General features: G+C 36.4%; 20 protein-coding genes. 11 read left to right on the top strand and 9 right to left on the bottom strand.

Translation table 11 applies throughout. The features are described from left to right. Window positions 1-487: 487 nt before the first annotated feature. Window positions 488-1,564, bottom strand: a complete 1,077-nt coding sequence (locus Q0954_RS24635) for a hypothetical protein (protein ID WP_299461487.1) — start codon at window positions 1,562-1,564, stop codon at window positions 488-490. A 166-nt stretch (window positions 1,565-1,730) separates the two neighbouring features. Between Q0954_RS24635 and Q0954_RS24630 the strand changes: the two genes are divergently transcribed. The 5 genes from Q0954_RS24630 (at window position 1,731) to Q0954_RS24610 (ending at window position 8,681) form a co-directional block, all read left to right on the top strand. Beyond that, window positions 1,731-2,057 (top strand): 2Fe-2S iron-sulfur cluster-binding protein, encoded by a 327-nt coding sequence (locus tag Q0954_RS24630; protein WP_299461485.1) that lies wholly within the window; start codon window positions 1,731-1,733, stop codon window positions 2,055-2,057. 356 nt (window positions 2,058-2,413) lie between these two features. Further along, window positions 2,414-2,953: a SiaB family protein kinase gene (locus Q0954_RS24625; RefSeq protein ID WP_002694942.1), complete on the top strand. Its 540-nt coding sequence runs from the start codon at window positions 2,414-2,416 to the stop codon at window positions 2,951-2,953. Window positions 2,954-2,974: 21 nt separating this feature from the next. After that, window positions 2,975-3,349: a DUF1987 domain-containing protein gene (locus Q0954_RS24620; RefSeq protein ID WP_045113148.1), complete on the top strand. Its 375-nt coding sequence runs from the start codon at window positions 2,975-2,977 to the stop codon at window positions 3,347-3,349. 35 nt (window positions 3,350-3,384) lie between these two features. After that, window positions 3,385-3,966, top strand: a complete 582-nt coding sequence (locus Q0954_RS24615; protein ID WP_299461482.1) for a hypothetical protein — start codon at window positions 3,385-3,387, stop codon at window positions 3,964-3,966. Between the two features lie 137 nt (window positions 3,967-4,103). Further along, window positions 4,104-8,681, top strand: coding sequence for a hypothetical protein (locus Q0954_RS24610; protein WP_299461480.1), 4,578 nt, complete (start codon window positions 4,104-4,106; stop codon window positions 8,679-8,681). A 308-nt stretch (window positions 8,682-8,989) separates the two neighbouring features. Here Q0954_RS24610 and Q0954_RS24605 read toward each other — a convergent pair whose 3' ends face one another. The 5 genes from Q0954_RS24605 to amt form a co-directional block, all read right to left on the bottom strand. Continuing rightward, window positions 8,990-9,502, bottom strand: coding sequence for a hypothetical protein (locus tag Q0954_RS24605; RefSeq protein ID WP_299461478.1), 513 nt, complete (start codon window positions 9,500-9,502; stop codon window positions 8,990-8,992). Between the two features lies 1 nt (window position 9,503). Further along, window positions 9,504-10,016 (bottom strand): hypothetical protein, encoded by a 513-nt coding sequence (locus Q0954_RS24600; RefSeq protein WP_299461476.1) that lies wholly within the window; start codon window positions 10,014-10,016, stop codon window positions 9,504-9,506. Between the two features lie 42 nt (window positions 10,017-10,058). Beyond that, on the bottom strand, window positions 10,059-10,649 hold the full coding sequence (locus tag Q0954_RS24595; protein WP_299461474.1) for a hypothetical protein: 591 nt from the start codon (window positions 10,647-10,649) through the stop codon (window positions 10,059-10,061). Next, entirely contained in the window at window positions 10,636-11,136 is a 501-nt protein-coding gene (locus Q0954_RS24590) for a sigma-70 family RNA polymerase sigma factor (protein ID WP_299461472.1), read from the bottom strand. The genes Q0954_RS24595 and Q0954_RS24590 overlap by 14 nt, the downstream gene beginning before the upstream one ends. A 613-nt stretch (window positions 11,137-11,749) precedes the next feature. Next, window positions 11,750-13,138, bottom strand: coding sequence for an ammonium transporter (amt, locus tag Q0954_RS24585; RefSeq protein WP_299461470.1), 1,389 nt, complete (start codon window positions 13,136-13,138; stop codon window positions 11,750-11,752). Window positions 13,139-13,569: 431 nt separating this feature from the next. Here amt and Q0954_RS24580 point away from each other — a divergent pair, with 431 nt between their 5' ends. Then, the gene (locus tag Q0954_RS24580; RefSeq protein WP_299461468.1) at window positions 13,570-13,992 is read left to right on the top strand and encodes a Fur family transcriptional regulator; all 423 of its coding nucleotides are present in this window, start codon (window positions 13,570-13,572) and stop codon (window positions 13,990-13,992) included. A 189-nt stretch (window positions 13,993-14,181) separates the two neighbouring features. Next, entirely contained in the window at window positions 14,182-15,066 is an 885-nt protein-coding gene (locus Q0954_RS24575) for a MerR family transcriptional regulator (RefSeq protein ID WP_299461466.1), read from the top strand. A gap of 46 nt (window positions 15,067-15,112) precedes the next feature. Here Q0954_RS24575 and Q0954_RS24570 read toward each other — a convergent pair whose 3' ends face one another. Then, entirely contained in the window at window positions 15,113-15,766 is a 654-nt protein-coding gene (locus Q0954_RS24570) for a hypothetical protein (RefSeq protein ID WP_299461464.1), read from the bottom strand. A gap of 218 nt (window positions 15,767-15,984) precedes the next feature. Further along, entirely contained in the window at window positions 15,985-18,285 is a 2,301-nt protein-coding gene (locus tag Q0954_RS24565; protein ID WP_299461462.1) for a SulP family inorganic anion transporter, read from the bottom strand. A 363-nt stretch (window positions 18,286-18,648) separates the two neighbouring features. On the opposite strand from Q0954_RS24565, the gene Q0954_RS24560 reads away from it, so the two are divergent. From Q0954_RS24560 to Q0954_RS24545, 4 genes are all read left to right on the top strand, one after another. Continuing rightward, window positions 18,649-19,491 (top strand): N-acetylglucosamine kinase, encoded by an 843-nt coding sequence (locus Q0954_RS24560; RefSeq protein WP_299461460.1) that lies wholly within the window; start codon window positions 18,649-18,651, stop codon window positions 19,489-19,491. 19 nt (window positions 19,492-19,510) lie between these two features. After that, complete coding sequence (murQ, locus tag Q0954_RS24555) at window positions 19,511-20,332, top strand: N-acetylmuramic acid 6-phosphate etherase (RefSeq protein WP_299461458.1); 822 nt, start codon at window positions 19,511-19,513, stop codon at window positions 20,330-20,332. 44 nt (window positions 20,333-20,376) lie between these two features. After that, window positions 20,377-21,534: a DUF6588 family protein gene (locus Q0954_RS24550; RefSeq protein WP_299461456.1), complete on the top strand. Its 1,158-nt coding sequence runs from the start codon at window positions 20,377-20,379 to the stop codon at window positions 21,532-21,534. A gap of 209 nt (window positions 21,535-21,743) precedes the next feature. After that, window positions 21,744-22,319, top strand: coding sequence for a hypothetical protein (locus Q0954_RS24545; protein ID WP_299461454.1), 576 nt, complete (start codon window positions 21,744-21,746; stop codon window positions 22,317-22,319). Window positions 22,320-22,435: 116 nt separating this feature from the next. Here the strand turns inward: Q0954_RS24545 and Q0954_RS24540 are convergent, their stop codons facing one another. Then, window positions 22,436-22,969, bottom strand: a complete 534-nt coding sequence (locus tag Q0954_RS24540; RefSeq protein WP_299461452.1) for a gamma carbonic anhydrase family protein — start codon at window positions 22,967-22,969, stop codon at window positions 22,436-22,438. Window positions 22,970-23,075: the final 106 nt, after the last annotated feature.

Below are 23,075 nucleotides of genomic sequence, written 5' to 3'. Positions count from 1 at the left end.
AAAAAGAACTCGAAAGTTTATTGTCTTTGAAATTTCAGCGAATTTGATTTGCGACTTTTCATCCCGTTCAAAGTATACATACAATTGAGCCAGGAGACATTTTGCCGCCTTTTACTTCACTTTGTTGGGTTTTAGTTAAGGCTGCGTTTTTAAAGTTGCTTTTCATTTTACTTTGTTTTGTGTTTGATAAAACTATTGATTGCAGGGCTACTCAATTAAATTGTGCTTTGCCCTATTTTTAAGAAAGAAAAAGCTTCTGTGCTTTCTGGTAATTATATACTCATGTCAATGAGTACCATCGGATCATTTTTTTGCTTAAAAATATTTACAAGTGTTTTAACAACCTGATTATTAACAGTTTAACTAGATGTTTTTTGTGGTGAAAATTTAATATATGGTGAGAAGAGGAGAAAGAAAACAATAAAAAAACGCTGAAAAACAAGGTGTCTTCCAGCGTTTGATAAACTCGTTAGGCGCTTGCCTTATACTACTCAAACCTACGCTTGATAATATCAAAAAACTTGGCCACTACATCGTCTTCCAAGTTCCAATCAAACTGCACCGCATATTCGTTTTTTACTAATGTACGAGCTTCATCATAAGAGTTGCATAACTCTACCCGATCAATTGTTTCGTTAAAAGCCATACTATTACCTTTGAATAGTTGGTTGATAAATAGAAATTTTTGATTCAGAGGAATTGCTGCCCTCAGGTTATCAATGCGTGCGTTCTTAAATTCTTCTACCAGTGGGGTGTTGTCACTGCGATGTTTTTCGTTGAGCGTATTACGTTCGTCAATTACTGCTTCCATAGCAGTCTCGCTCAAATTAGGAGTACTGAAGCCAAAATCGGTACGTTCATAAGATTCGGGCTGAAAATTTACTGGCGATTCAGTAGATACAGGGGTTGCTGGAATTACCTCCTCCGAAAACAGGGCATCAGTGTCTAATGGCAATAAGTCTGAAAAGCTCTTCAAACGCCAATCCATAGGTTCTATGTGCTCTTGTTGTTGGGCAAACACTTCTTCAAACATGGCAATGGCATCGGCCGGAAATAGCTCTGAAATACCCATACCTTCTACACGGGTAATAAAAGCCTGAATTAAAAATTTATTGAATTGAATATAACGTGCCGATTCTTTGAGTTTTTGCACCGACATCCTTGCATTGACAGGTTTTTTAAACTCTGCAATAAAGTAATGATGAGGATCAAGTGCCAACATCAATGCATCTTTGGTTGCCTCATATACCAACACATAGAAATCATCCTTGCGGATAGATATATGCTGGGACAAAATATTCATAAAGGTATTCAGCGCCTTTTTTACATCAGGATGCTCATAGTCAAAATAAGGGTTTTTAAGCTTTTGAGTCTCTTCCTGCCATTTCTCAAACAAAAGCTTTATCACCAATAGGTTTACTTGTTTGATATCACAAAATTTCAGTATATCTTCCCCTTCTATTACCTGGTGATCAATGAAAAAATAATCAGATAGTTTTTGTGCAAACGAACGGCTGTATTGCATCAATACCGATTGGTTTATAGGTTTTGTTTTCTGCTCCATTGTGCAATTTTTTTAAGAAATCCTTCTGTATCTCAGATAATACCGAAATCAAACAACATTTGTTTAAATCTAATTAAAAGCATTTAGTTTCTAGATAAATAAAACTAAACCTTTGTGTATTAGATTATGTAGAATGTAAAATATATACCAAAACGATATACGTGACATGCCTAAAATAACCATAAAAAACCTAAATAACCAAGAAGTTGATCTTTATGACCCCAATAAGTCTGTTTTACAGCATTTGGGGGAGGCTTACATAGATTGGATGCAAGCCTGTGGGGGCAAAGGACGTTGTACTACTTGTGCTATGGTGGTACACAACGGCACACAATACCTGAATGCATTGACAGCTGCCGAAGAAAAATTCAAAAACCTGGGTAGGTTAAATTCAAACCAAAGGCTTGCTTGTCAGTGTGTCGCTTCAGGCGATATTGTAATAAGTACACCCGAAAAATATCAATTACCACACGTAAATTACTCAGATAATTGATTCATACTTTGTTAGTTTACTTTTATTTTTTTAAACTTGGATACTAATTGAATCATGTTTTGGTGAAAAGATATATTTATCTATAAAAATTTTTGGTTCATATTTTGAACTGTATTTTTATAACATAAAGACATGATTAACAATGCGAAATATTTCTTGAGTGTTGTAATTATTTGCAAATTCAAACTATAACTTGTATTATAGCTTGGACTACACACAAATCTTGAGTTTATTAAATAATAAAACCAGGTTTTATATGTATAGCCTTATAATTTGCATAAAACTTGTAAATATTTTGTAGATTTGTTTGTCTTTAGTTTTTAAAAAACGTCATATCATCTTAATTTGAATGAAAAATGCTTGATGTATATCAATACTTCAAAAAAATGCGAGATGAAAGCATTATTCTCTACTTCAAAGGGGAAATTACTAACAATTTGCTTACCTCCATTTTACAGTTGATAGATGATAAGTTAGAACGAAAAAGCGAAGCTATAAAAACTAAAAGAAAAGTTTTTTCTATTCTTTTAGAATGTCTTCAAAATGTTTACAACTATTATCAAGAGAAAGAATTTGACAATGAACGCTATCATTCAGCAATCTTAATGATAAAAAAAACTGATAATGCGTATCATATCGTAACAGGCAATTATATGTCTAACACGGAGGTACCTCAGTTGAGAAACAAGCTGAATAAAGTAAATGCATTGTCCCCTGTGGAACTGAAAGCGTTTTACAAGGAAGTACTAAATGAAGAAGAATTTACAGGAAGCGGTGGAGCTGGCCTTGGTATTATCGACATGGCTCGAAAATCCGGACAGAAAATCGACTACAGTTTTGATTCTGTAAGCGAAAGCCATTGTTTCTATAGTTTACAAGTAAAAGTATTAGCATAAATCTGATTTCATTTTAAATAAATGGAAAACATTGTTTTAGAAGGGACAGGTCGAACCCCATACGTTTCATTTGATTCCCAGGCAGGTAAATTAGAAATCTCAGGAAGATCTATTCCTGAAAATTCAATTACATTTTACAAGCCTTTATTCGACTGGGTTGACAACTACGTTCAAAGTCCTAAAGATAACACTACTGTGATCTTTAATTTGGAATACTTCAATACGAGTTCTTCCAAGTGTATTTTGGATTTGTTGCGAAAACTTGAAACACTTAAAGATACGAATAACGCTACTGAAATTAAGTGGTACTTCGATGAAGGAGATGAAGATATGGAAGAGTCTGGGAACGATTTCAAATCACTAATAAATCTGGACATTGAATTAGTTATGAAATAAAAAATGCACAAGTTTAGACAGGGAAAATATTCAACATGGCTAATTCCTCTAATGTTTTTATAAGAGAATTAAAAGCACTTAATCAAGCAAAAGAAATCCTTGAACAAACTGGTGACTCTGATGTAGTTTCAAAAGAAAATTTTGTGGAACTTTGTACACATTATGAAAGCTTACTAGGAGACACAAGAGTAATAACTAATATTAGTGATCGTTTACAAAATAAACTAAACCGCGCCAATGATGTACTTCATGAGCGTTCAGAAGAAATAAAAACGATCAATGACCAGCTCAATGAACAAAATCTTGTTTTACAAAACACTATAGATGAGCTTACTAAAACTAAGTTAAGTAGAAGAGCCGCTACCATTACCATTATAGCAGCCATGCTTTTATTCATCTTATCTGAAGGTTTGCTTGAGCCTATCATTGAAGAGCAAGCCCGAAAAGCTGATTACCACGCAAATTGGATTAGCTTTGCATTCAAAGGTTTTATAGCACTGTTACTCAAACCCATTGAGTACTTGATAGAACGATACTTACAACGGGAAGCTATCCGAAAAAAAGAAAGACAAGAAGCAGTACAAGAAATACAACAAAAAACAAAAACTGCCAGGTAGATGCTACCTGGCAGTTTTTGCTTTAGACAAATCAACTGTTTGTATACAAACACCCTTCTTTTGATTCCCCCTTTTTTTTAGTATTTTTAGAAGTCTGGTACATTAGTAAGTACCCCAAAGTAAAATTAATCATACCCATGTCTCTGGAAAACACTGACCCTCAGCGAAAGTTGTCGGATAAAAATATAAGCAAGGAGACTGAAAAACAAGGCAAGGAAGCGCAACAACATAAAAAGCGTAAAAGAAAATTCTCTTGGTTTCGTTTTTTCGGGCGGCTGTTCTTTACACTAGGGGTTTTGCTAGGTATCATCTACTTAATCGCTTATTTTTATTTTAATGCTTATTTACGTAAAGAGATGATTCGTCTGGTAAGTGTAAAGACGGATAGTCTTTATACACTAAAAATACACGATATTGGGGTCAACCTATTCACTTCATCGATTCAATTAAAACAAGCACATCTATATAAAAATAATACTAAATGGGCGAGATTTCGGCAGCGTTATCCTGACTCTACTTATTTGGATATAGATGCTCGTTTAGACAAGTTTAAAATCACAGGTATCCACTGGTTTCATTTTTTAAAAACCAGCGAAATAAAAATAAAGAAAATTATATTTCAACGACCCAGGATCAAATTTCGTAGTAAGCCAAAGAAAAAAGCACGGTACAAAAAGCCTCCTCCCAAACCTGTGCACGCGTTAATGAAAGTTCTTCGAAAAATAGCCAGCCATGTAGTTGTAGAACAAATAAAGATAGAAGAGGGGCAAATTGACTTGCTGCATAAACAACGAAGAGGGGCAGCACGACATCAGGCTACCAAGATTGATATTCAAGTTGATCAAATACGTTTGAATCCTACGCCACAGTTACCTGATAGTCAAGCCGTCAAAGTGGCTGGGTTTAGTTTTCGTGCAACCAAATACCGGTTTACCACACCAGATCAAGTATATGAAATAGCATTGCAACAGCTTAAGCTAAGTTCGCACGATTCAACCCTGCAACTTGCTGGTGTACAAGTCACTCCTCAGTTTGCCGAAGAAAACCGACTAGTTAACTTAAAAACTCATAAAGCTACCTTTGTGAATGTAAGTTTGGATAGTTTGATAGCAAACCGGGTAGACTTTTATCGTTTGATTACCCAAAAAGAGATTGATTTGGGAGCTGTATTTATGCACCACTTACAGCTTGAGCTTTCTCAAGACAAGCGAATGCCTAATCAAATTCGTCAGAAAAAACAAAACCTGAAACAGTTATTAGCCAAGATACCAATATATATCCGAGCAGATACCTTGGCTCTAGAAAATGCGTCTTTTGTTTACAAACAAAAATTACCAGCACAAAACAATACCCATAACATAGCTCATAAAGCCGATAGTATTTACTTGTATTTGCGGCAGGTGGCTTTGGGCAAAGCAGCAGACTCTGCTATCAAAGAAAAGCTGTTGTTCTCAGAAAGTGTTGATCTTGAAATGCACCATTACCAACACTTGACTCCTGATGGCTTGTATAAAATATCGCTCGATAAAGCCTTTCTTTCTTCACGCAGGTCGTTGGTATCTATTCAAAATGCCTCTTTAAAACCGTTAACTTCCCGTCAAGAGTTTACAATTCGCAAGTTTTATCAAGCAGTAATGGTTGACGCAGAAGTAGAGAGTTTAAATTTTACCAATCTCGACATTGAAAGCCTGGTTTACCATCAGAGGTTTATCATGAGAGGGTTATATATCAACAAACCTCGCTTTAAAGCTTACTCAGATAAGCGGCGTCCCAAACGCCCCCAGCAAAAATACCAAAACTTTGAGCAAATGCTTCAGTCATTGCCTTTACACATAGAAGTAGACACATTTGCTATTAAAGATGCTTCGTTAGAGTATGTAGAACAACAGCCTAAAGATTCTTTGAAAGGAAATGGCTTAGCAACACATACTGCCAATCAGTTGAATGTACTGGTGCAAAGCATTCAGTTAGGTAAAGCCTTGAGAAGTTCAGCATTGGCAGAACTAGACACTAAAAGTCTGCGTGTAGGTGTAAAAAACTATCGTTTTAAAACCTCTGATGGGCTGTATGAGTTGCATTTTAATGATTTGGAGGTGTCATCGGCCAAGGCACAAATAGAAATAGATAGTTTGTCACTCAAACCATTACTGTCTGACTCTGCGTTTGTACATGCTACTACTTATCGTAAGCCTTTATTAAGCATTGCTTTGTCAAACCTAAAGGCAAAAGAGGTTAATTTTGATAAATTATTGCTTTATCAGCAAATTGATTGGGGAAAACTGTACCTGAACCGACCAATATTGGATGTATTTGTGGACAAACGCAAACCAAAAAAACCAACACCAAAACCTGACATACCAGATACTACTTTGCTGACTGATACACTTGCAATAGTAGACACAACTAGTTTGCAAAAAGTATTAAGAAACCTGCCCTTATTTATCAAAATAGACACATTTGCTATCAAAGATGCTCGTTTGTCGTACCGCGAACAGATAGAGGATGCGTCAGAACATGCTACTGGTGTAAACGCTCATCAGGTCAAACAATTTAATTGTATGATTCCACAAATCAGGTTGGGTAAAGCATCCGTAAAAGATTCTATTCAGTATGATTTTTATTCACCTCATATTGTAGTAAAACTGGATGACTATGAATTTAGAGAGAAAAACAGTGTTTATAAGTTTTCTCTTAAAAATGTGCAAAGCTCGTTTACTGACTCTCAGCTTTTAATAAAAGATGTGCACTTACAGCCTTTGATAACTCAAGAGGAGTTTGACCAACGACAAAAGTTTCGCAAACCCTTGTGGACAATTGATCTAAGAAGCATTCGAGCGCGTGAAATAGACTTGGAAAAACTGATATTTGAGCGCAAAATAGACTTGAACACCTTAAGTTTTGATCGCCCAAATATAGATATGTATGTAAATAAACTAAAGGCAAAAGATACGGTTAAAGTACGCAAAACTATCCATGAAGCATTACAAAGAACACCTGTTCCAGTACATATAGACTCAGTATTGATTTATCAGGCCAATTTCAAGATGAGGGAGTTAGGCAAAATAGGGGAGAGTCATCATCTGGCGCAAGATATTAGTGTAATTGCTCAGCAGTTTACACTGGATGAAGACTCGATAGTACGCAGCAAATCAAAAGACTTGTTGTTTACTAAGGACATATTTGTAAAAATGTCTCAGTACCGTTTTATTACACCAGATAACATCCACGAGGTTTCCTTCCATAATATGGCAGCAGCCCTCAACGACTCGTCGTTGCAAATCAATCATTTAAGCATGAAGCCCAAGGTATCTGAGGCGCTGTTTGATAGTATTAAACAATTTAGGGCACTACGTACTGATGCTGAACTGGCAACTTTTCAGGCCAAACACATTGATTTTCGTCGCCTTTTTGATGGAGAAGGCTTTGCTATGAAGCAACTGATGCTAAATAAGTTACACTTAGATTTGTACCAAAATAATAACTTACCCAGAAAAGCTGGTGTAAAACCCAAAAACTTACAGCAACTCATCGCTCAGATTCCGATTTTTATTTCTATCGATTCGCTTACATTACGTAATTCATCAGTGAATTTACGATTAATTAAAAAGAATAAAATCTTGCGGCATCAGGCAGACAGCATATCTTTAGACATACGAAACTTTAGGGTAAATAAAGCATTGAGAAACAACCCAACAATTCAAAAAGTATTGTTTGCAGATGATGTATCATTCAAATTAAATAACTACCGTACCAAAACTCCTAATGAGGTGTACAACATCCATGCAAAGCAAATTAGTGGCTCTACTTTCAAGAAAAACCTAATATTAGATAAAATCACGCTGAAATCACCGCTTACAGAACAAGAGTTTAAAGACCACTATCAAGTACAACAAGACCGCTTTAAAATCAACACTGATCGGATCAAATTTAACAATATAGCATACAATCATTTAATTCGCCATGGACAAGTGAAAATACGGTCGGTTAATATTAAACGAATGTTTATGGATATTTTTCGCGATCGTCGTGAGCCTCCCAATCCACGTAAAGTACTCATGCCCAATCAACAAATAAAGAAAATACCATTCTTATTGACAGTGGATACAATCAAAATGGCTAATTCTTTTGTGATGTATGGCGAAAAAGTGCCTGGTGGAATAGGTTTCGGGCAAGTTTTTTTCTCGGAAATTAATGCCAGGGTTACCAACTTAAGATCAAGAGGCTCCAAAAGTACCATGACTACTATCAGGGCAAACACTCGTTTGATGGGCAGGGGTTTTTTAGAAACTACCATTAAAATTCCACTATTAGCTCCAGAGTTTAAATGTGCCTACCAGGGGCAAATGGGAGAGATGGAAGCAAAGTTTTTTAACACGATGATTACAGCCAATGACCATATTTTTATAAAACGAGGGCGAATTCGTAAGGTAAAGTTTCAGGTAACTATTAAAGATAGTCTGGCTACTGGTCAATTGCTGGCGGGATACCGAAAATTAAGGATACAGGTCTTACGTAAGAAAAATCATCAGCGAAAGCGTGGGTTCATTACTTTTATTGCCAATCTGATTATCAAACACACCAATAATCTTACAAAAAAACGATATAAAAAAGGTAAGGTAAAGTATCAATTTAGAAAAAAAGGGGAATACAAAAATGGTTTTATTGGCATACTTTGGCGGGCTTTATCTACTGGTTTGGTTGATACCATTAAATAAGGTTGATACTCAAGCTAATGGCAAATAAAGGGTAATAGAAAAATGATCAGGTCTCCACTATTTTTGTTGCTATAAGATCACAACAAAGCAATAGAAGGCTTGTTTTCTCCCAAAATGTCCAAAGGTTGAGGTTGCTATAAACAGCTTCTAAACCACACCTTGTTGGTAGCCTTACAAAGTCATCTATTTTGCCACTGCTATCAAACAATGCACTTATTTTTTTAAAGTTTTATTTTTACACACTTACTTACAATGATGCAAGATGAAGAATTTTAAAACCACTAAACTTAACATAATAATATTATTTTTTATTTACGCAATTTTCTAACCTTTGAATCTTGAAGATAATCTATGTCGTTGAGCACATATAAAATAGCCCCTCTATCAGTTACTTCAAGATTAAAAACATCTTTCATTTGAAGCTCATCAAGCTTTTTGCGTGCTTCATTGATGCTACACTCAAGCACCACACATAAAGTTGCTGGGGTGATCTTACCACCTGCTTGTATAGCAACCTGCAGTACTTTTGCATCGGTTAATTTAGATAATGATGTTGTAACAGACAAAACTTGTGTTTTTAACACCATAATTTGAGTCAATCCAGTACTACTGTAAGTAATCTTTAGATAGCCTTTGTCATAAAGGCTTTGTAATTTAAGCGAAGCTTGTATATAAGTCAGTACCGTTTGACGTGCTAAGTCAGTGGCAGTTATACGTCCATTATTATCATTAATAATGGTCAATATATCATCGTCAGACATACTGTGCATAGCCTCTTGATGCCTTTTATACGCCTCTTTTATCTTTCTGAAAACCTTCATTTTAACCTATTTTCTTAGTGCTTGAATCCTCTCTCCAGTCAGTCTCATTTAAAACATATACAATCACTCCATTATTGGTGACCTCAAGTTCAAATACACCTTTTAGATGTAATTCTTCTAATTTTTTTCGGGCAATGTCTATGTTACTACCTGTGGCTACACATAGCCTAGTGAGGGTTAATTCTCCATTATGCTCTATTGCGGCACTAAGTACTTCTGCATCTGTGAGATGAAGATGTTTTTTGGAGAAATGATTTAATGAGCCTTTTCCTTGCCTTAGCAAGTATACCTCTCCTGCATCGGTGAAAGCAGTACGAAAGTATCCTTTTTGGCTCAGACAATGTAGCTTGAGCGAAGCCTGCAAATAATTTAATGAGCTATTGCGGGCCAACTGTCCGGCTGTCAGGCGTCCTTGGTGATTTTGAGCAATAACTACCGCATCCTCTGGCGACACACTGCTCATGGTAATTTTGTGCCTTTGGTAAAAGGCTTTGATTTTTTTAATAATGTTCATAGTGCTAATAAATTATTATTGGTAAACAAAGGGCTGATTTTCTTACTTTTCCAAATCATTTAGTTCCAAATAAGCCCCTTTTAGCTCTTGGATATGCTGCCCATACATGTAATCAATAAGCCATTTCATAGGATATGACAAAACAATGCTTATAGGTACAATGGCGGTCAACAAAACAAAAAACTTAAGGTTGAACTCAAAAGGTTTTTTATTGATGAAATAACCTATTGTGATGCCAATACAAAACCCTATGCCTAACATATAGCGGACATATTTGAGGAGCTTGTCATAAATGTTAAACAATCGTTCCATTTTAGAAAGAGCTACCTTAAGACTATCAAGGCTAAAATTAATATTTACCTGCTTGTAAATAAGCCAATAAACACTTCCTATGAGTCCAGAAACTAAGATAGACATCATAGCTAAGGCATAGTTTTGCTGATAGATGTATGCGCCTGTTATACAAGCTACAATAATTGACGAGATACCCATTTCAAGAAAAAACTTGTCATAAATTCTCTTTAAAATTGGATTTGTCTTTTGCTTCAGAATGGCTTGAATGTCCTGCTCGCTATGAGCTTTGCCTACTAGCTGTTGGTTTTGCCACAGAGATTTTAGTTCATCTAACTCCATATAATTCTGGCTTAATAATCTTTTTAAGTTTCTTTTTAACCCGGTTGAGTTTTACTCCTACATTTGACTCTGAGATACCCAGTATTTCAGCCATTTCCTGGTAGCTTTTATCTTCGAGATAAAGCATAATTACAGCACGCTCTACCTTGGAGAGTTGCCTGATAGCTTGATATAGAGTAGCTAGTTTTTCTTCAAAATCTTCGTCAGGGCGCACATCAGGAATCTGAAACTCTTGAATGGAAAGTTGTTGTTGGACTTTGTTTTTCTTCTGTTTTCGAAAACTCGTAATGGCAGTGTTTAAAGCAATTCGGTACATCCAGGTACTTATTTTTGAACGCCCCTGAAAAGATTCATAAGATTTCCATAACTGCAATATAATTTCCTGAAACAGGTCGGCACGGTCTCCTTCGTTTTTGCAGTATATATTGCAAACCTTATGTATAATTCCTTGATTTTCGGTGATCAGTTTTGTGAATACTTGTTCCAAGGTTGGTAATCCATTGTTTTGCTTATAAGTATACCCAAAGGCGTAAAACTTACATTTTTCAAAAAAAAATCTTATAAAACCTGATATTAGATTTGTGAACAGGTATTTAGTAAGGAATTGTTCAAAAATAAATTTACACTCTGAGGGGTGATTTTTCGCCTTGATACTTCGTTATTTTTATTGCCCGTAGCGCTGCTATGGGCGCAAAAAATAGCCTCGTCTCAAAACAAAACCTCTACCTCAAGAATGGTAATTTAATTTCTCACCATTCCTAAGGAGAGATAAAACAGAAAAAACCCGCCTACAATCTATGTATAAGAGGGTTTTGATTGGTAACTAAATATGGCTAATGATATATATTACTCATTATTTCATTCAGAACGCTGGGCTCAAGTATTTATTATAAAAATTAATTTAATCAGCTGATTATCAATACTTTAAAAAATCACTATCAACTATTCGGTAATAAACACCTCTTTCCAATAACAATGGCTGGTGCTGCAAGCCTTAAGTTTAGGTTAACAAAAAAGGAGTTCAGCATTGCCAAACTCCTTTCCGAATTTATCAGAAAAATCACTACGTATATAAGTAGCAACAAGTACAATGGAATATTTTAGGTTTTGATTAAAGCAATATCTTTGGTTTGATTTGTTGTTTGGGGAGCATTAGTCACCACTTGATGTTGTTCATGCGATGTAACTGAAGCAGCAGTGGTCATTGTAAAATTAGGGTAAGCACTCATTCCATGTTCATGTAAATCCAACCCTTCAAGTTCCTCAGTTTCCGATACTCTAATGCCTATGGTCTTTTTCACTATATAAAAAACAACGTAAGCGGAACCAAAAGAAAACAAGCCAATGGCACTAACGCCAATCAATTGACTCACAAACTGCCCCCATCCGGCTTTAGCCCCAAATATAGCAACTGCCATTGTGCCCCACACCCCACAAACCAAATGAACAGCAATGGCACCCACTGGGTCGTCAAGACGTTTGCGGTCAAAGAATAACACGGCAAGCACTACCAAAATGCCAGAAATAAGCCCAATCAAGACAGCATCAGACACAGACATTACATCGGCTCCGGCAGTAATGCCTACCAGCCCTCCTAGTATGCCATTGAGGCTCATGGTAAGGTCGTGCGTCTTGAGAATAAAAAATGAAGTAAAAAATGCTCCCAACGCTCCAGCCGCTGCCGCCAACGAGGTAGTAACAAAAACCCTGGAAACATTGCCAGCTTCTGCTGAAAGTACTGATCCACCATTGAAACCAAACCAGCCAAACCACAGTAAAAATACTCCCATTGCTGCCAATGGCATATTATGACCGGGAATGGCCTTGATCTTACCATTTATATATTTGCCTTTACGAGCTCCTAGTAACAACACTCCAGCTAAGGCAGCCCAGCCTCCTACCGAATGGACAATACTAGATCCAGCAAAATCATAAAATGGGGTACCTACATTTTTACCTTTTTCAGCTGTTGCTAAAAGACCAGTAAAAAGCCCTTTATCGGTGCCCAATGTTTCGAGAAATCCTCCTCCCCATTTCCACATACCAACCATAGGGTATATGATAGCCACAAAAAATACAGCAAACAAAAGAAAAGCTTCTAGTTTGATTCGTTCGGCAACTGCTCCTGACACTATAGTAATACAAGTGGCAGCAAACATTGCCTGAAAAATAAAGTCTGTCCAATAAGTGTAATGACCTGCTCCATATTGAGCTGTGTCGCCCCCTGTGGGCAACGCTACCCCTAAACCATTAAACCCAAAAAACATTCCTGAAAAAGCTTCTCCTGGATACATAAGGTTAAAACCGATGAGGGTATAGGTAAGCAAACCAATGGCTATGATCAATACATTCTTAAATAAAATATTGACTGTATTTTTGGATTGGGTGAGACCCGATTCGAGAGTGGCAAAACCAAGGTGCATGATAAACACCAAAATAGTGGCAATCATCATCCACAGGTTATGGACGGTAAACAATGTTTCTTTCATCTCTGATAATCTTTTTAAGTCTTGTAATATTGAACTGGGTAATAATATTCTCTATTATCAAATTACAAATGTATTTATTTAATAAATGTCAGTAATTTATACACAACAATTATAATAAATATTGAATGCAAACAAAACCATTAAAAGAATAAAAAAACATATAAACTAAAAAAACACGTTCAAATATAAACTATCAAACAATAAATTCGATATATTTTACAAAAAAAAAGCTTAAAAAAGAACTATACAATAAAAAACGATAAACATTAATTAAATTGAATATTTCAAATATAAGAATCAAAAGCAAACAAATGGTAAAGTATACCCCAGAGGAGTGTAGTGAGTAAAAAAAGTGAACCAGCAGTTAAATATTTTGCGTACTTAGGTAAGAGTTTGTAACTTTAACTAAAAACAATAGACTTGATTTTGCTATGAAAGAGGTTATTAGAGGTATATTAAAAAGTAACGAGCTAAGAAGTACACATTCGAGAAGTGAGATTCTAGGATTGTTTTTAGATTCAGGCTATGCTTTGTCAAACGCAGAGATTGAAAAAGAAATATCAGAGGAACACGATCGAGTAACCGTTTACAGGACTTTACGTACTTTTGTAGATAAAGGGATTATTCATAAAGTACTGGATGACAGTGGTACACCCCGCTATGCGCTTTGTAGTGATGAGTGCCAAGATACAGACCATAATCACGAACATATTCATTTTAAGTGTGTAAGCTGTGGGCTCACTACTTGTTTGGAGGAAATTAAGATTCCACAAATTAGCCTACCCAAGGGTTATAAAGCCAATGAAGTAAATATTTTGATGCAGGGAATTTGCAAGAACTGCCAAAAAAATTAAGCAATTTTTAAACACTTCCCTAGCTTTATTGTTGTCCTATCAAGAACTTCATCTTTTTATAGTTCATCTCTTTTTATGGAATAAGCACACCTGCCTCCTATTCTAACCTTGAGGCATCAGATCACGCATCATATTTATGTGTATCTGACCATTTTATCATTTGAATTTCACAGAAGATACAATAACAGCATGATTCATTATTCAATAAAAGATCTTGAACATTTATCAGGTATAAAAGCGCATACACTACGTATATGGGAGCAGCGCTATAAACTGGTAGAACCCAAACGAACTGATACCAATATTCGTTATTATAACGACAATGATTTAAAGCTTATTCTGAATGTCTCACTGCTAAAAGAGCATGGTTTTAAAATATCGACCATTGCCAAAATGCAGAAAGATGAGATTAAAGAGGAGGTTTTATCTATTACTCAAAAAAGCGATCGTTATACAGACCAAATACAGGGGCTTACACTAGCAATGATAGATATGGACGAAGAGCGCTTCGAAAAAATCATTGCCACAAGTACTCTTCAGGCTGGTTTTGAAAAAACAGTGGTCAACATTATTTACCCATTTTTAGTAAAAATAGGAGCACTCTGGCAAGCAGGCTCTATCAATGTTGCTCAAGAGCACTTTATTTCTAACTTGATTAGACAAAAAACCATTGTAGCAATTGATGGACAAATCAATAGTACTGACAAAAATGCAAAGAAGTACTTGATGTTTTTACCCAATAATGAAAACCATGAATTGGGGTTATTATTTGCAAATTATTTGGTGAGGGTACGTAGCCAAAGAGTAATTTATTTGGGTACTAGTTTACCTTACGATGATCTAATAACAACATCAGCACACTATCAGCCAGATTATATGGTCAGTATCTTTACTTCTTACCCCGTTCGTAAAGATGTACAAAAATACATTGACAAGCTGGCTAGTAACTTTGCAGATAAAACCATTTTATTAAGTGGTTCGCAAGTAGTAGCCCAACCTTTAGACATTCCAGAAAACATCTATGTTTTTAAGAAAATGGCTGACTTGATAAATTTTATAGAAGAAAACCAATAGGTATAAATACCAAAAAAGGTGAGCATTGGCTCACCTTTTTTATTGACTATAAGTCAAGTACGGGTTGTGGGGGTACCCCCACTTTTTTACCATAAGATGTTGTAGCAAGCACACCCTTTGTTACTCTTTGATTAACCGTCTCAGGGTTTATACAAACTTTCTCTAAAACCTCAAACACCACGTCCTCCCAATATACCGAATCGTTGGCGGTAGCTTGTTCTATAAGTGTTGTTTCATTGTCTAAAATGGGGGATCCTTGTACTTGTAGTTCTCCATCATTCCACTCAAAGTATCGTTTAACTTCTCCCTTTTGTAACCACATCCACTCAAACCAATCGCGACGAGGTTGTGATGTAAAATAAGCTATAGAACCATATACTGTGCTAAGTTGCTGAGCCAATGATTGAATAATACCAGACCGATCCTTGGGAGCAATGATAGGGTTTTCTATATCTTTGACAAAGATACCGTCACCAAAGACAAAAACCCACCCATCAAGGGGGGCACTAACATACACACGGGTAAGTGTACTATCAGGGGTTTGACGTGTATCCCAATAATCAGATAGAATTGTACAAACGCCTGTATTCCAAGATAGTGGCATTGGATCGGTTAGTTGAAGCGTCTGAAGAATATCTTCTAAAGAATGATGTTTTATAGTAAGCCAGCTTATATCGCTTGGTAATAATAAGTTTGCCATAATGTTTAAATAAGTGTTGATGGAGTAGATTCTTTTATAAAAATAAGCGCTTGTTTAAAATTCGCCCATCGAATATTTTGCGTGATTTGAAAACAAGGAGAAAGGATATTTCAAATTACCAGATAATAGTCTCACATTGGTTTTGACTAAGCACCCAACACAAGTACCTATTCAAAAATACAACATTCTCCGATAGTACCCAACAATACCAGCCTATTCTATATAGCTACTTCATTGTTTTGCTTGTTGGCATTATAAATAATAGACAAGAAGTTTTCAGTAAACTCAACAGCATCTTCCATTTCTACCCTATTCATCAAAGCCTTTTCCTTATAAATCAATATATTATTATTACGGCTTTCGATATTAAAACCTTGGTTTTTTTCCAAAAAATCAATTAATTCACGGGAAAACAGTGCCCTAATTTCTTCTTCTTTTTCACCTTTGAGCAAGTAGGCTTCCGAAAACCCAGGGTAATCGTCAAAGTCTATATCGCCATAGCCCACACTTTGAATAAGCTTTGCTAATAAGTGCTCTCGCCCAAGTGTAAAGTCAGGTATATAAGCCTCTACCCCATACACCAGCAATACCGACATTTTATGGCTTTGCTCGCTCATACGAATACCCTTGGACAAGAATATATCTGAAAACTCAATACGAGTTACACCAAAAAACTTGGCAAATGTATTTTCACTGTACTTTATTTCATACCCTAGGGCAAAGTGAAACCCCTGTAGTTTTACTCCATCAAAAGTAATATTAGGTTTAAAACGTGCATTATTAATGGCGGCCACCCCTTGTACATCAAGCTGGCGTTCATCTAATAACCCTTTTTCCACCAAGTGTATTTTTTTGCTTTTATCTACTGCTTTGCGTTTTATGAGTTTTCGGGTAGCCAATGGATGTGCCGACACCGCCTTATGTTGTTCCAAACCATTCAGTTCTATTTTGCCGTTTTGAACACTATAGGAATAAGCGAAAAAATAGATATTTTCCATAAAACCATAGTCAATCACCTTAGATTTGGAGAAGTCGATAATTAAATAATGTCCCTCAGGTACATCACGTAAATGCTTGCGTAAACTTGGGTAATTAGAAGCTAATGCAGCATTTTCAATAAAAATACGAATCTTTCTTTTCTTTTGAGTAGTAGTTACTTTAATGCGAAACAATGAGGAAAAAGAAGCACCCAATAGCTTATAAGAAACTAAAGTAGTGACAATGCCTACTAATACTCCCCATAGCACGCCTAAAAATACAGTAGCTATCAAGGTTACTATATAGATCAACAATTGCTCTTTGCCTACTTGTTTTAAGTCCTTGATGAGTTGAGGAGAGTTGAGGCGATACACCGCATAAATAACAATGGCAGAAAGTGCCGCTTTTGGAATATACTTGAACACTGGAAAAACCAACAAAACAAATACAAGTAAAAATAAACTTTGAAAAAAGTTAGCCCAACGCGTTTTTGCTCCATTATTTACATTCTTTGAGCTTTCGTCCATGGTAGCTATCAAGGGCAACCCTCCCAAAAATCCACTGATCATATTGCCTATGCCTATAGCCAATACCTCTCTATTGAGTTTAGATCGACGGCGATACAAGTCTACAGCATCAATTGTTTTTACATTGACCGCTGTTTCAAGGGTACTAATTGCTAAAATAATGAAAGTAACTTCGAGCGTTTTCAAAATATAAAACTTTGAAAAATCAGGAAATACAAACAAAGCCTGAGCATAGCTTGTGCGCGCGATAAGATGTGCTGTATCTTTGGTATGTAAGCTAAAGTAGAAAGTAGCTATCAAACCAAACAATAAAACTACTACGGCAGATGGTAGTATTTTAGGGTATTTGATAGACGAAAAAATAAACATTAAACACAAGCTGGTAATGCCTATGAAAGCTATATTTGGGTTAATAGTAATAGCTGTATCATGGTAAGTGTCTACCCACCCTCCCATAAAGCTCCAAAAAGGGCTTGCAAAGTCTGTGGGTAATAAGTTAGGTAATTTCATCCATACCATAGATTCACTTGAAACGTGAGGGGTGGCTCCTAGCAAAAAATAAAGCTGACGCCCAAGTATAGTAATACCTATGCCCCCCATAAGCCCGTATACCAATGAATCGGGAATAATGCTGCGCCAGTTGCCAATACGTAACAAACCCAAAAGAACCTGCAGGCTTCCTGCCATAATAATGGCCACCAATGTATATTTATAACCTGTGATAAAATAACCACTCCCCAGATTTTGCACTCCATAAGCAAGCACTGCAGCAAAACCAATGGTAGGTCCTTTGATAGTAAGTGGTGAGCCGCTCAAAAAAGTGACAATGCCTCCAGCTACTAAAGCCGATATGATGCCTGACCAAACAGGAAAGTTACTGGCAAAAGCAGTACTCAAACATAAAGGAAGGGTGAGCATAAACACCAATAAACCAGCAAAAAGGTCTATTCGCCAGTTTTGACGCAAGCCAGCAATACCATCTTTAGGAAGCTCCAGCGTACCTTGTTCTATCATGAGAATTTATTTTTTCGAATTTAATCTTTTTCAAGTACTTAGGTATATGCAAGAAAGGTCAATTTATACTAAGATTAAAGTGATTTTAGGATTTACAGGATTGATTAATGTTGGTATTCAGGCAATTAGTCAAAACCTGTCCCCAAAACCATTTTTGTTTAAGTATAATACAAGAACTATTCTATATATTCTCTTTATGTATTAATTTCTATCTTGCAGATATTACCAAAACAATAAAGCTAAAAAGCTTTGTGAAAGTTAAAGTAATAAAAACTGTTTTAAAAAACACATAAGACAAATATTGATTGTACACATTCTATACAAAATATTTGTATTCAATTGATATATCTATTTAATAGCCCTATGATTTTAATAGCTGATAGTGGTTCTACAAAAACCGACTGGCGGGTAATTGATACTGACAAAAAAATAAGCCAAATGCAAAGTAAGGGGTTTAACCCCAACTATGACTCTGGCGATTTTATAAATAGTGTCCGGCACCAAGTTTTACCAAAGCTACCTGCCACCATCAGGCAAGTACACTTTTATGGTGCAGGTTGTTCTACAAAAACAAATTGCGTTATTGCTCAAGAAGTATTATCTTCTCTGTTTCCAAAAAGTTCTATTTCAGTGTATCACGATATGCTGGCCGCCGCCAGGGCATTATGTGGACACCAAGCAGGCATTGCTTGTATTTTGGGCACAGGATCAAATGCTAGTTTATATGATGGTGCTCAAATTAGCCAACAAGCGATCAACCTAGGCTACTTACTAGGGGACGAAGGTAGTGGTTATCACCTGGGAAAGATACTACTTACTCACTTTTTGTATGGCACACTTCCTATTGAGCTCACCCAAAAATTTGCCAAAAGGTACCCTAAAGTTACTCGAGACAAAGTACTAGAAAACCTCTACCACAAGCCCTACCCCAACCGCTATGTTGCATCTTTTACTAAGTTTTTGTTTGATTACCAAAAACAGCCCACAATATACAAATTGATTTATGATTGCTTTGCTGTTTTTTTCGACAAGCATGTGCTTACTCTTAAAGATGCACAACAACACCGTGTACATTTTGTAGGCTCAATTGCATTTTATTTTAGCAATATATTGCGACAAGTAGCCAATGACAAAAAGATACATGTAGGTAATGTACTAGAAACACCTATTGCTGGACTGACCCTTTACCACGAAGAACAACTCTAAACATTTAAATACCCTTGTCATGACAAACGAATCAAAATCTACTACTGAGTCTTCATCTAACTATGAACACCTAGAACAGATGTCAATCAGTGAATTACTCACCAATATTAATCATGAAGATCAAACAGTGCCTTTAGCCATAAAGCCTTGTATACCCAACATTGAAATATTGGTAATGGGCATTGTAAAAAGAATGCAACAAAGGGGACGTCTGTTTTATATAGGTGCAGGTACCAGTGGCAGGTTAGGTATTGTAGATGCGTCAGAGTGCCCCCCCACTTTTGGAGTACCCCATGAATGGGTTACTGGTTTAATTGCAGGTGGGGATACTGCCATTCGAAAAGCAGTAGAGTTTGCAGAAGATGATATAGATCAAGCCTGGCAAGATTTAAAAAAGCACAATATCAATGACAAAGATACAGTGATTGGTATTGCTGCTTCAGGGCGCACTCCTTATGTAGTAGGCGGAGTAAGTGATGCTCGAAAAAATGGAATATTTACTGGATGTATTACCTGTAATAAAAATAGTGCACTGGCAAAGGCAGTAGAAGTTGCTATAGAAGTAATAGTGGGACCTGAGTTTGTAACAGGAAGCACCCGAATGAAAGCAGGGACAGCTCAAAAACTGGTACTAAATATGATCTCGACTTCGGTGATGATTCAACTTGGCAAAGTAAAAGGAAATAAGATGGTAGACATGCAACTATCCAACACTAAGCTGGTAGACCGAGGCACACGTATGGTAATGGATGAGCTACAAATAGAATATAATGAGGCTGAAAAATTACTTACACAATTTGGCAGCGTTAGAAAGGCAGTAGACAATTACAAAAAACAATAAACCTAAGTACATCAGATCGATTACTAACTAAATCAAAAATGTTTATGAAAACTTATTACCTATCTATCTGGCAAAAAGCAGCAATAGTATTTCTTAGCTGTTGGATGTTTTTTTCTGAAAGCATTGTTTATGCCCAAACTGATTTAGTCCAGATATTGAACACAACACAATCTGATTTCAACAAATTAATGGATGGCTACTATAAACCTGTGAGTAAAGCAGCTGGTACGGCTATGAATCATGGTTGGCATAATGTAGCAGAACCTATGCGTGTTGGAAGGTTTGATGTAAGGATTGTGACTTCAGCCACTTTTACCCCTGAACAGGATCAAACACTAGACTTGAATGCTTTAGAACTCAGTAACTCTTTTTTGTTTGACCCTGAGTCATCCATTACTGCCGGATTATTAAGTTCAAACCAAGGCAGCACTGTTAGGTATTTCCCTCAAGGTGTAGACACTGTTAACGGCTCACCCGCTTTGCTTACCTTGCCTGACGGTGTAGGCTTTAATTTTGCCCCTGTACCAGCCGTTCAATTTAATTTAGGTTTATTATGGGGCACAGAACTATCCATCCGTTTTGCTCCCCCATTAGCATTTGACAATAACCAAGATATACTAGATAACTCTGAGGGCAAAACTAAGATAGGATTATGGGGAGTGGGACTTAAGCATGATTTTCAACAATGGATTCCAGGTTTTAACCTTTGGCCAGTTAAGTTTTCACTGGCTATGGGTTTTAGCCATGCCAATATCAAGTCTAACACAGCACTTACTCCCACTGACACTACATTGGTATTACAAGGTGTTAGTGCCAAACCAGACTACAGCAACTTTACCAACCAACAAATTAATTTTACAGTTGATGCATTTCATGCTGGCTTATTGTTTTCACGAAAGTTTCCCATCATCACATTTTATGGAGGTTTGTGGTTCCAAACTTCTTCTACCAGGTTTGAAATTTTAGGCAACTACCCCATTACAATACAAGACAATGATCCTAACAGCCTCACTTTTGGAAATACTGTCATTGCCGAAATCACTGATCCCTATACCGTAACTCATAGCTTTAGACAAGTAAGTTTTAATCTAGGGGTACGCCTTAAGCTAGGGGTATTTAGTTTCTTTGTTGACTACGCTACTGGTACCCAAGATTATCATACATTAAGTACAGGAATAGGTTTTGGGTTATACGAAAACTAATCACTTGTATAGCATAGAAATAAATTTATTTAAAATAAAAAAGCAGTTTTGGGTCTAACTTCAAAGCTGCTTTTTTATTACATGCATTCCTGAAATACATTCCTTCACTCTGACCTGGATCATTTGTAAACCCCTGATTATTTCGTATTTTTATAGATATAAAAGCATTACAAGTTTATGAGTGCTTTTGCCAACAACATTACAGAAACATGCACACAATAGAACCTTTTTACAATTGGGAGAGTGCTTATCAGGCTTGCAGAGATATGCGTTCTCCTTTTTTCGGACGAGAGTATAATGTTCAGCATTATACCAATGATATTTATGGATACTACATTCACCCTCTTTGGGATTGGATAGGTTCTGAGACGCTATATGTAAAGATACTTTTTGTAGATTATAATAGGCGTTATACGATTATAGAACTTTTTGGCGAATGGAATGACACGCTACATAATGATGTTATGCATTTAAAAAGGTGTGTAATTGACAACCTTACTGGACATGGAATTAATCAATTTTTACTGGTAGGCGAGAATGTGCTCAATTTTCATGGCTCTGATGACTGTTATTATGAAGAGTGGTTTGAAGATATAGAAGAAGGCTGGATAGCCGCATTCAACTTTCGCGACTTTGTAATGGATCAATGGAAACAATACAATATAGATTACTACATCAACTTTGGGGGCTCACTTGAAATAGATAACTGGCGAACAATGAAACCTTTAAGATTATATCAATTTATCAACTCACAAATAATTAAAAGGATTGGGGCTGCTTATTAGTACTTATGGACAAAAAGCCCACAAGTATATAAACACAAATTACCCAAAAGCCCTTACAACCTCTGGACAAAAAGTCCATAAGTATAATAGGGGCTTTTGTGCATCAATGCATTTTGTTATTCATCATTACCAGCGTGGGCACCTTCCATAAACCAACTGGCATATTTGGGATAAGCTGAAGCAATTCGTGTAATCTCATTAGTAAGATCTTTCGCTTCTTTGATTAATTTTGCTGGGTTGCCAGCCCACACAGTACCAGACTCCACCACTGTGTTTTGTAATACGATCGCCCCTGCTCCAATAATAGACCCAGACTTAATAACTGCTCCATCCATTACAATGGCTCCCATGCCAATCAATACATTGTCTTCGATGGTACAACCATGCACTATAGCATTATGAGCAATAGATACATTGTTGCCAATAATCGTTTCACTACGCTGATAAGTGGCATGCACCACTGCTCCATCTTGCACATTTACCTGGTTACCCATACGTATGGCACTTACATCACCCCTCACTACACAATTAAACCAAAAGGTGCAATCATCTCCTGCAATGATGTTTCCTACCAAGGTGGCGTTTTCTGCCAAAAAACAGTTATCACCATACTGAGGAGTAAACCCTCGCGCTGATTTTATTAAAGCCATGTTTAATTTGATTTGTATTGATAAACATTTTGACTGCTCCCCAAGCTAAAGCAGAGGGGATTCTCACCCAACGCACAACCTAATGGTTCACGTTAACGGATAGAGG

The organism is uncultured Microscilla sp., assembly GCF_947493425.1.
GTDB lineage: Bacteria > Bacteroidota > Bacteroidia > Cytophagales > Microscillaceae > Microscilla.
The sequence above is the reverse complement of the archived record's forward strand: the minus strand, read 5'-3'. Positions and strand labels throughout refer to the sequence as shown.

Coding starts and splice junctions, on each gene's coding strand:
- Q0954_RS24635 (WP_299461487.1), bottom strand. CDS start 1,564: ATGGAGCAGAAAACAAAACCTATAAACCAATCGGTATTGATGCAATAC.
- Q0954_RS24630 (WP_299461485.1), top strand. CDS start 1,731: ATGCCTAAAATAACCATAAAAAACCTAAATAACCAAGAAGTTGATCTT.
- Q0954_RS24625 (WP_002694942.1), top strand. CDS start 2,414: ATGCTTGATGTATATCAATACTTCAAAAAAATGCGAGATGAAAGCATT.
- Q0954_RS24620 (WP_045113148.1), top strand. CDS start 2,975: ATGGAAAACATTGTTTTAGAAGGGACAGGTCGAACCCCATACGTTTCA.
- Q0954_RS24615 (WP_299461482.1), top strand. CDS start 3,385: ATGGCTAATTCCTCTAATGTTTTTATAAGAGAATTAAAAGCACTTAAT.
- Q0954_RS24610 (WP_299461480.1), top strand. CDS start 4,104: ATGTCTCTGGAAAACACTGACCCTCAGCGAAAGTTGTCGGATAAAAAT.
- Q0954_RS24605 (WP_299461478.1), bottom strand. CDS start 9,502: ATGAAGGTTTTCAGAAAGATAAAAGAGGCGTATAAAAGGCATCAAGAG.
- Q0954_RS24600 (WP_299461476.1), bottom strand. CDS start 10,016: ATGAACATTATTAAAAAAATCAAAGCCTTTTACCAAAGGCACAAAATT.
- Q0954_RS24595 (WP_299461474.1), bottom strand. CDS start 10,649: ATGGAGTTAGATGAACTAAAATCTCTGTGGCAAAACCAACAGCTAGTA.
- amt (WP_299461470.1), bottom strand. CDS start 13,138: ATGAAAGAAACATTGTTTACCGTCCATAACCTGTGGATGATGATTGCC.
- Q0954_RS24580 (WP_299461468.1), top strand. CDS start 13,570: ATGAAAGAGGTTATTAGAGGTATATTAAAAAGTAACGAGCTAAGAAGT.
- Q0954_RS24575 (WP_299461466.1), top strand. CDS start 14,182: ATGATTCATTATTCAATAAAAGATCTTGAACATTTATCAGGTATAAAA.
- Q0954_RS24570 (WP_299461464.1), bottom strand. CDS start 15,766: ATGGCAAACTTATTATTACCAAGCGATATAAGCTGGCTTACTATAAAA.
- Q0954_RS24565 (WP_299461462.1), bottom strand. CDS start 18,285: ATGATAGAACAAGGTACGCTGGAGCTTCCTAAAGATGGTATTGCTGGC.
- Q0954_RS24560 (WP_299461460.1), top strand. CDS start 18,649: ATGATTTTAATAGCTGATAGTGGTTCTACAAAAACCGACTGGCGGGTA.
- murQ (WP_299461458.1), top strand. CDS start 19,511: ATGACAAACGAATCAAAATCTACTACTGAGTCTTCATCTAACTATGAA.
- Q0954_RS24550 (WP_299461456.1), top strand. CDS start 20,377: ATGAAAACTTATTACCTATCTATCTGGCAAAAAGCAGCAATAGTATTT.
- Q0954_RS24545 (WP_299461454.1), top strand. CDS start 21,744: ATGCACACAATAGAACCTTTTTACAATTGGGAGAGTGCTTATCAGGCT.
- Q0954_RS24540 (WP_299461452.1), bottom strand. CDS start 22,969: ATGGCTTTAATAAAATCAGCGCGAGGGTTTACTCCTCAGTATGGTGAT.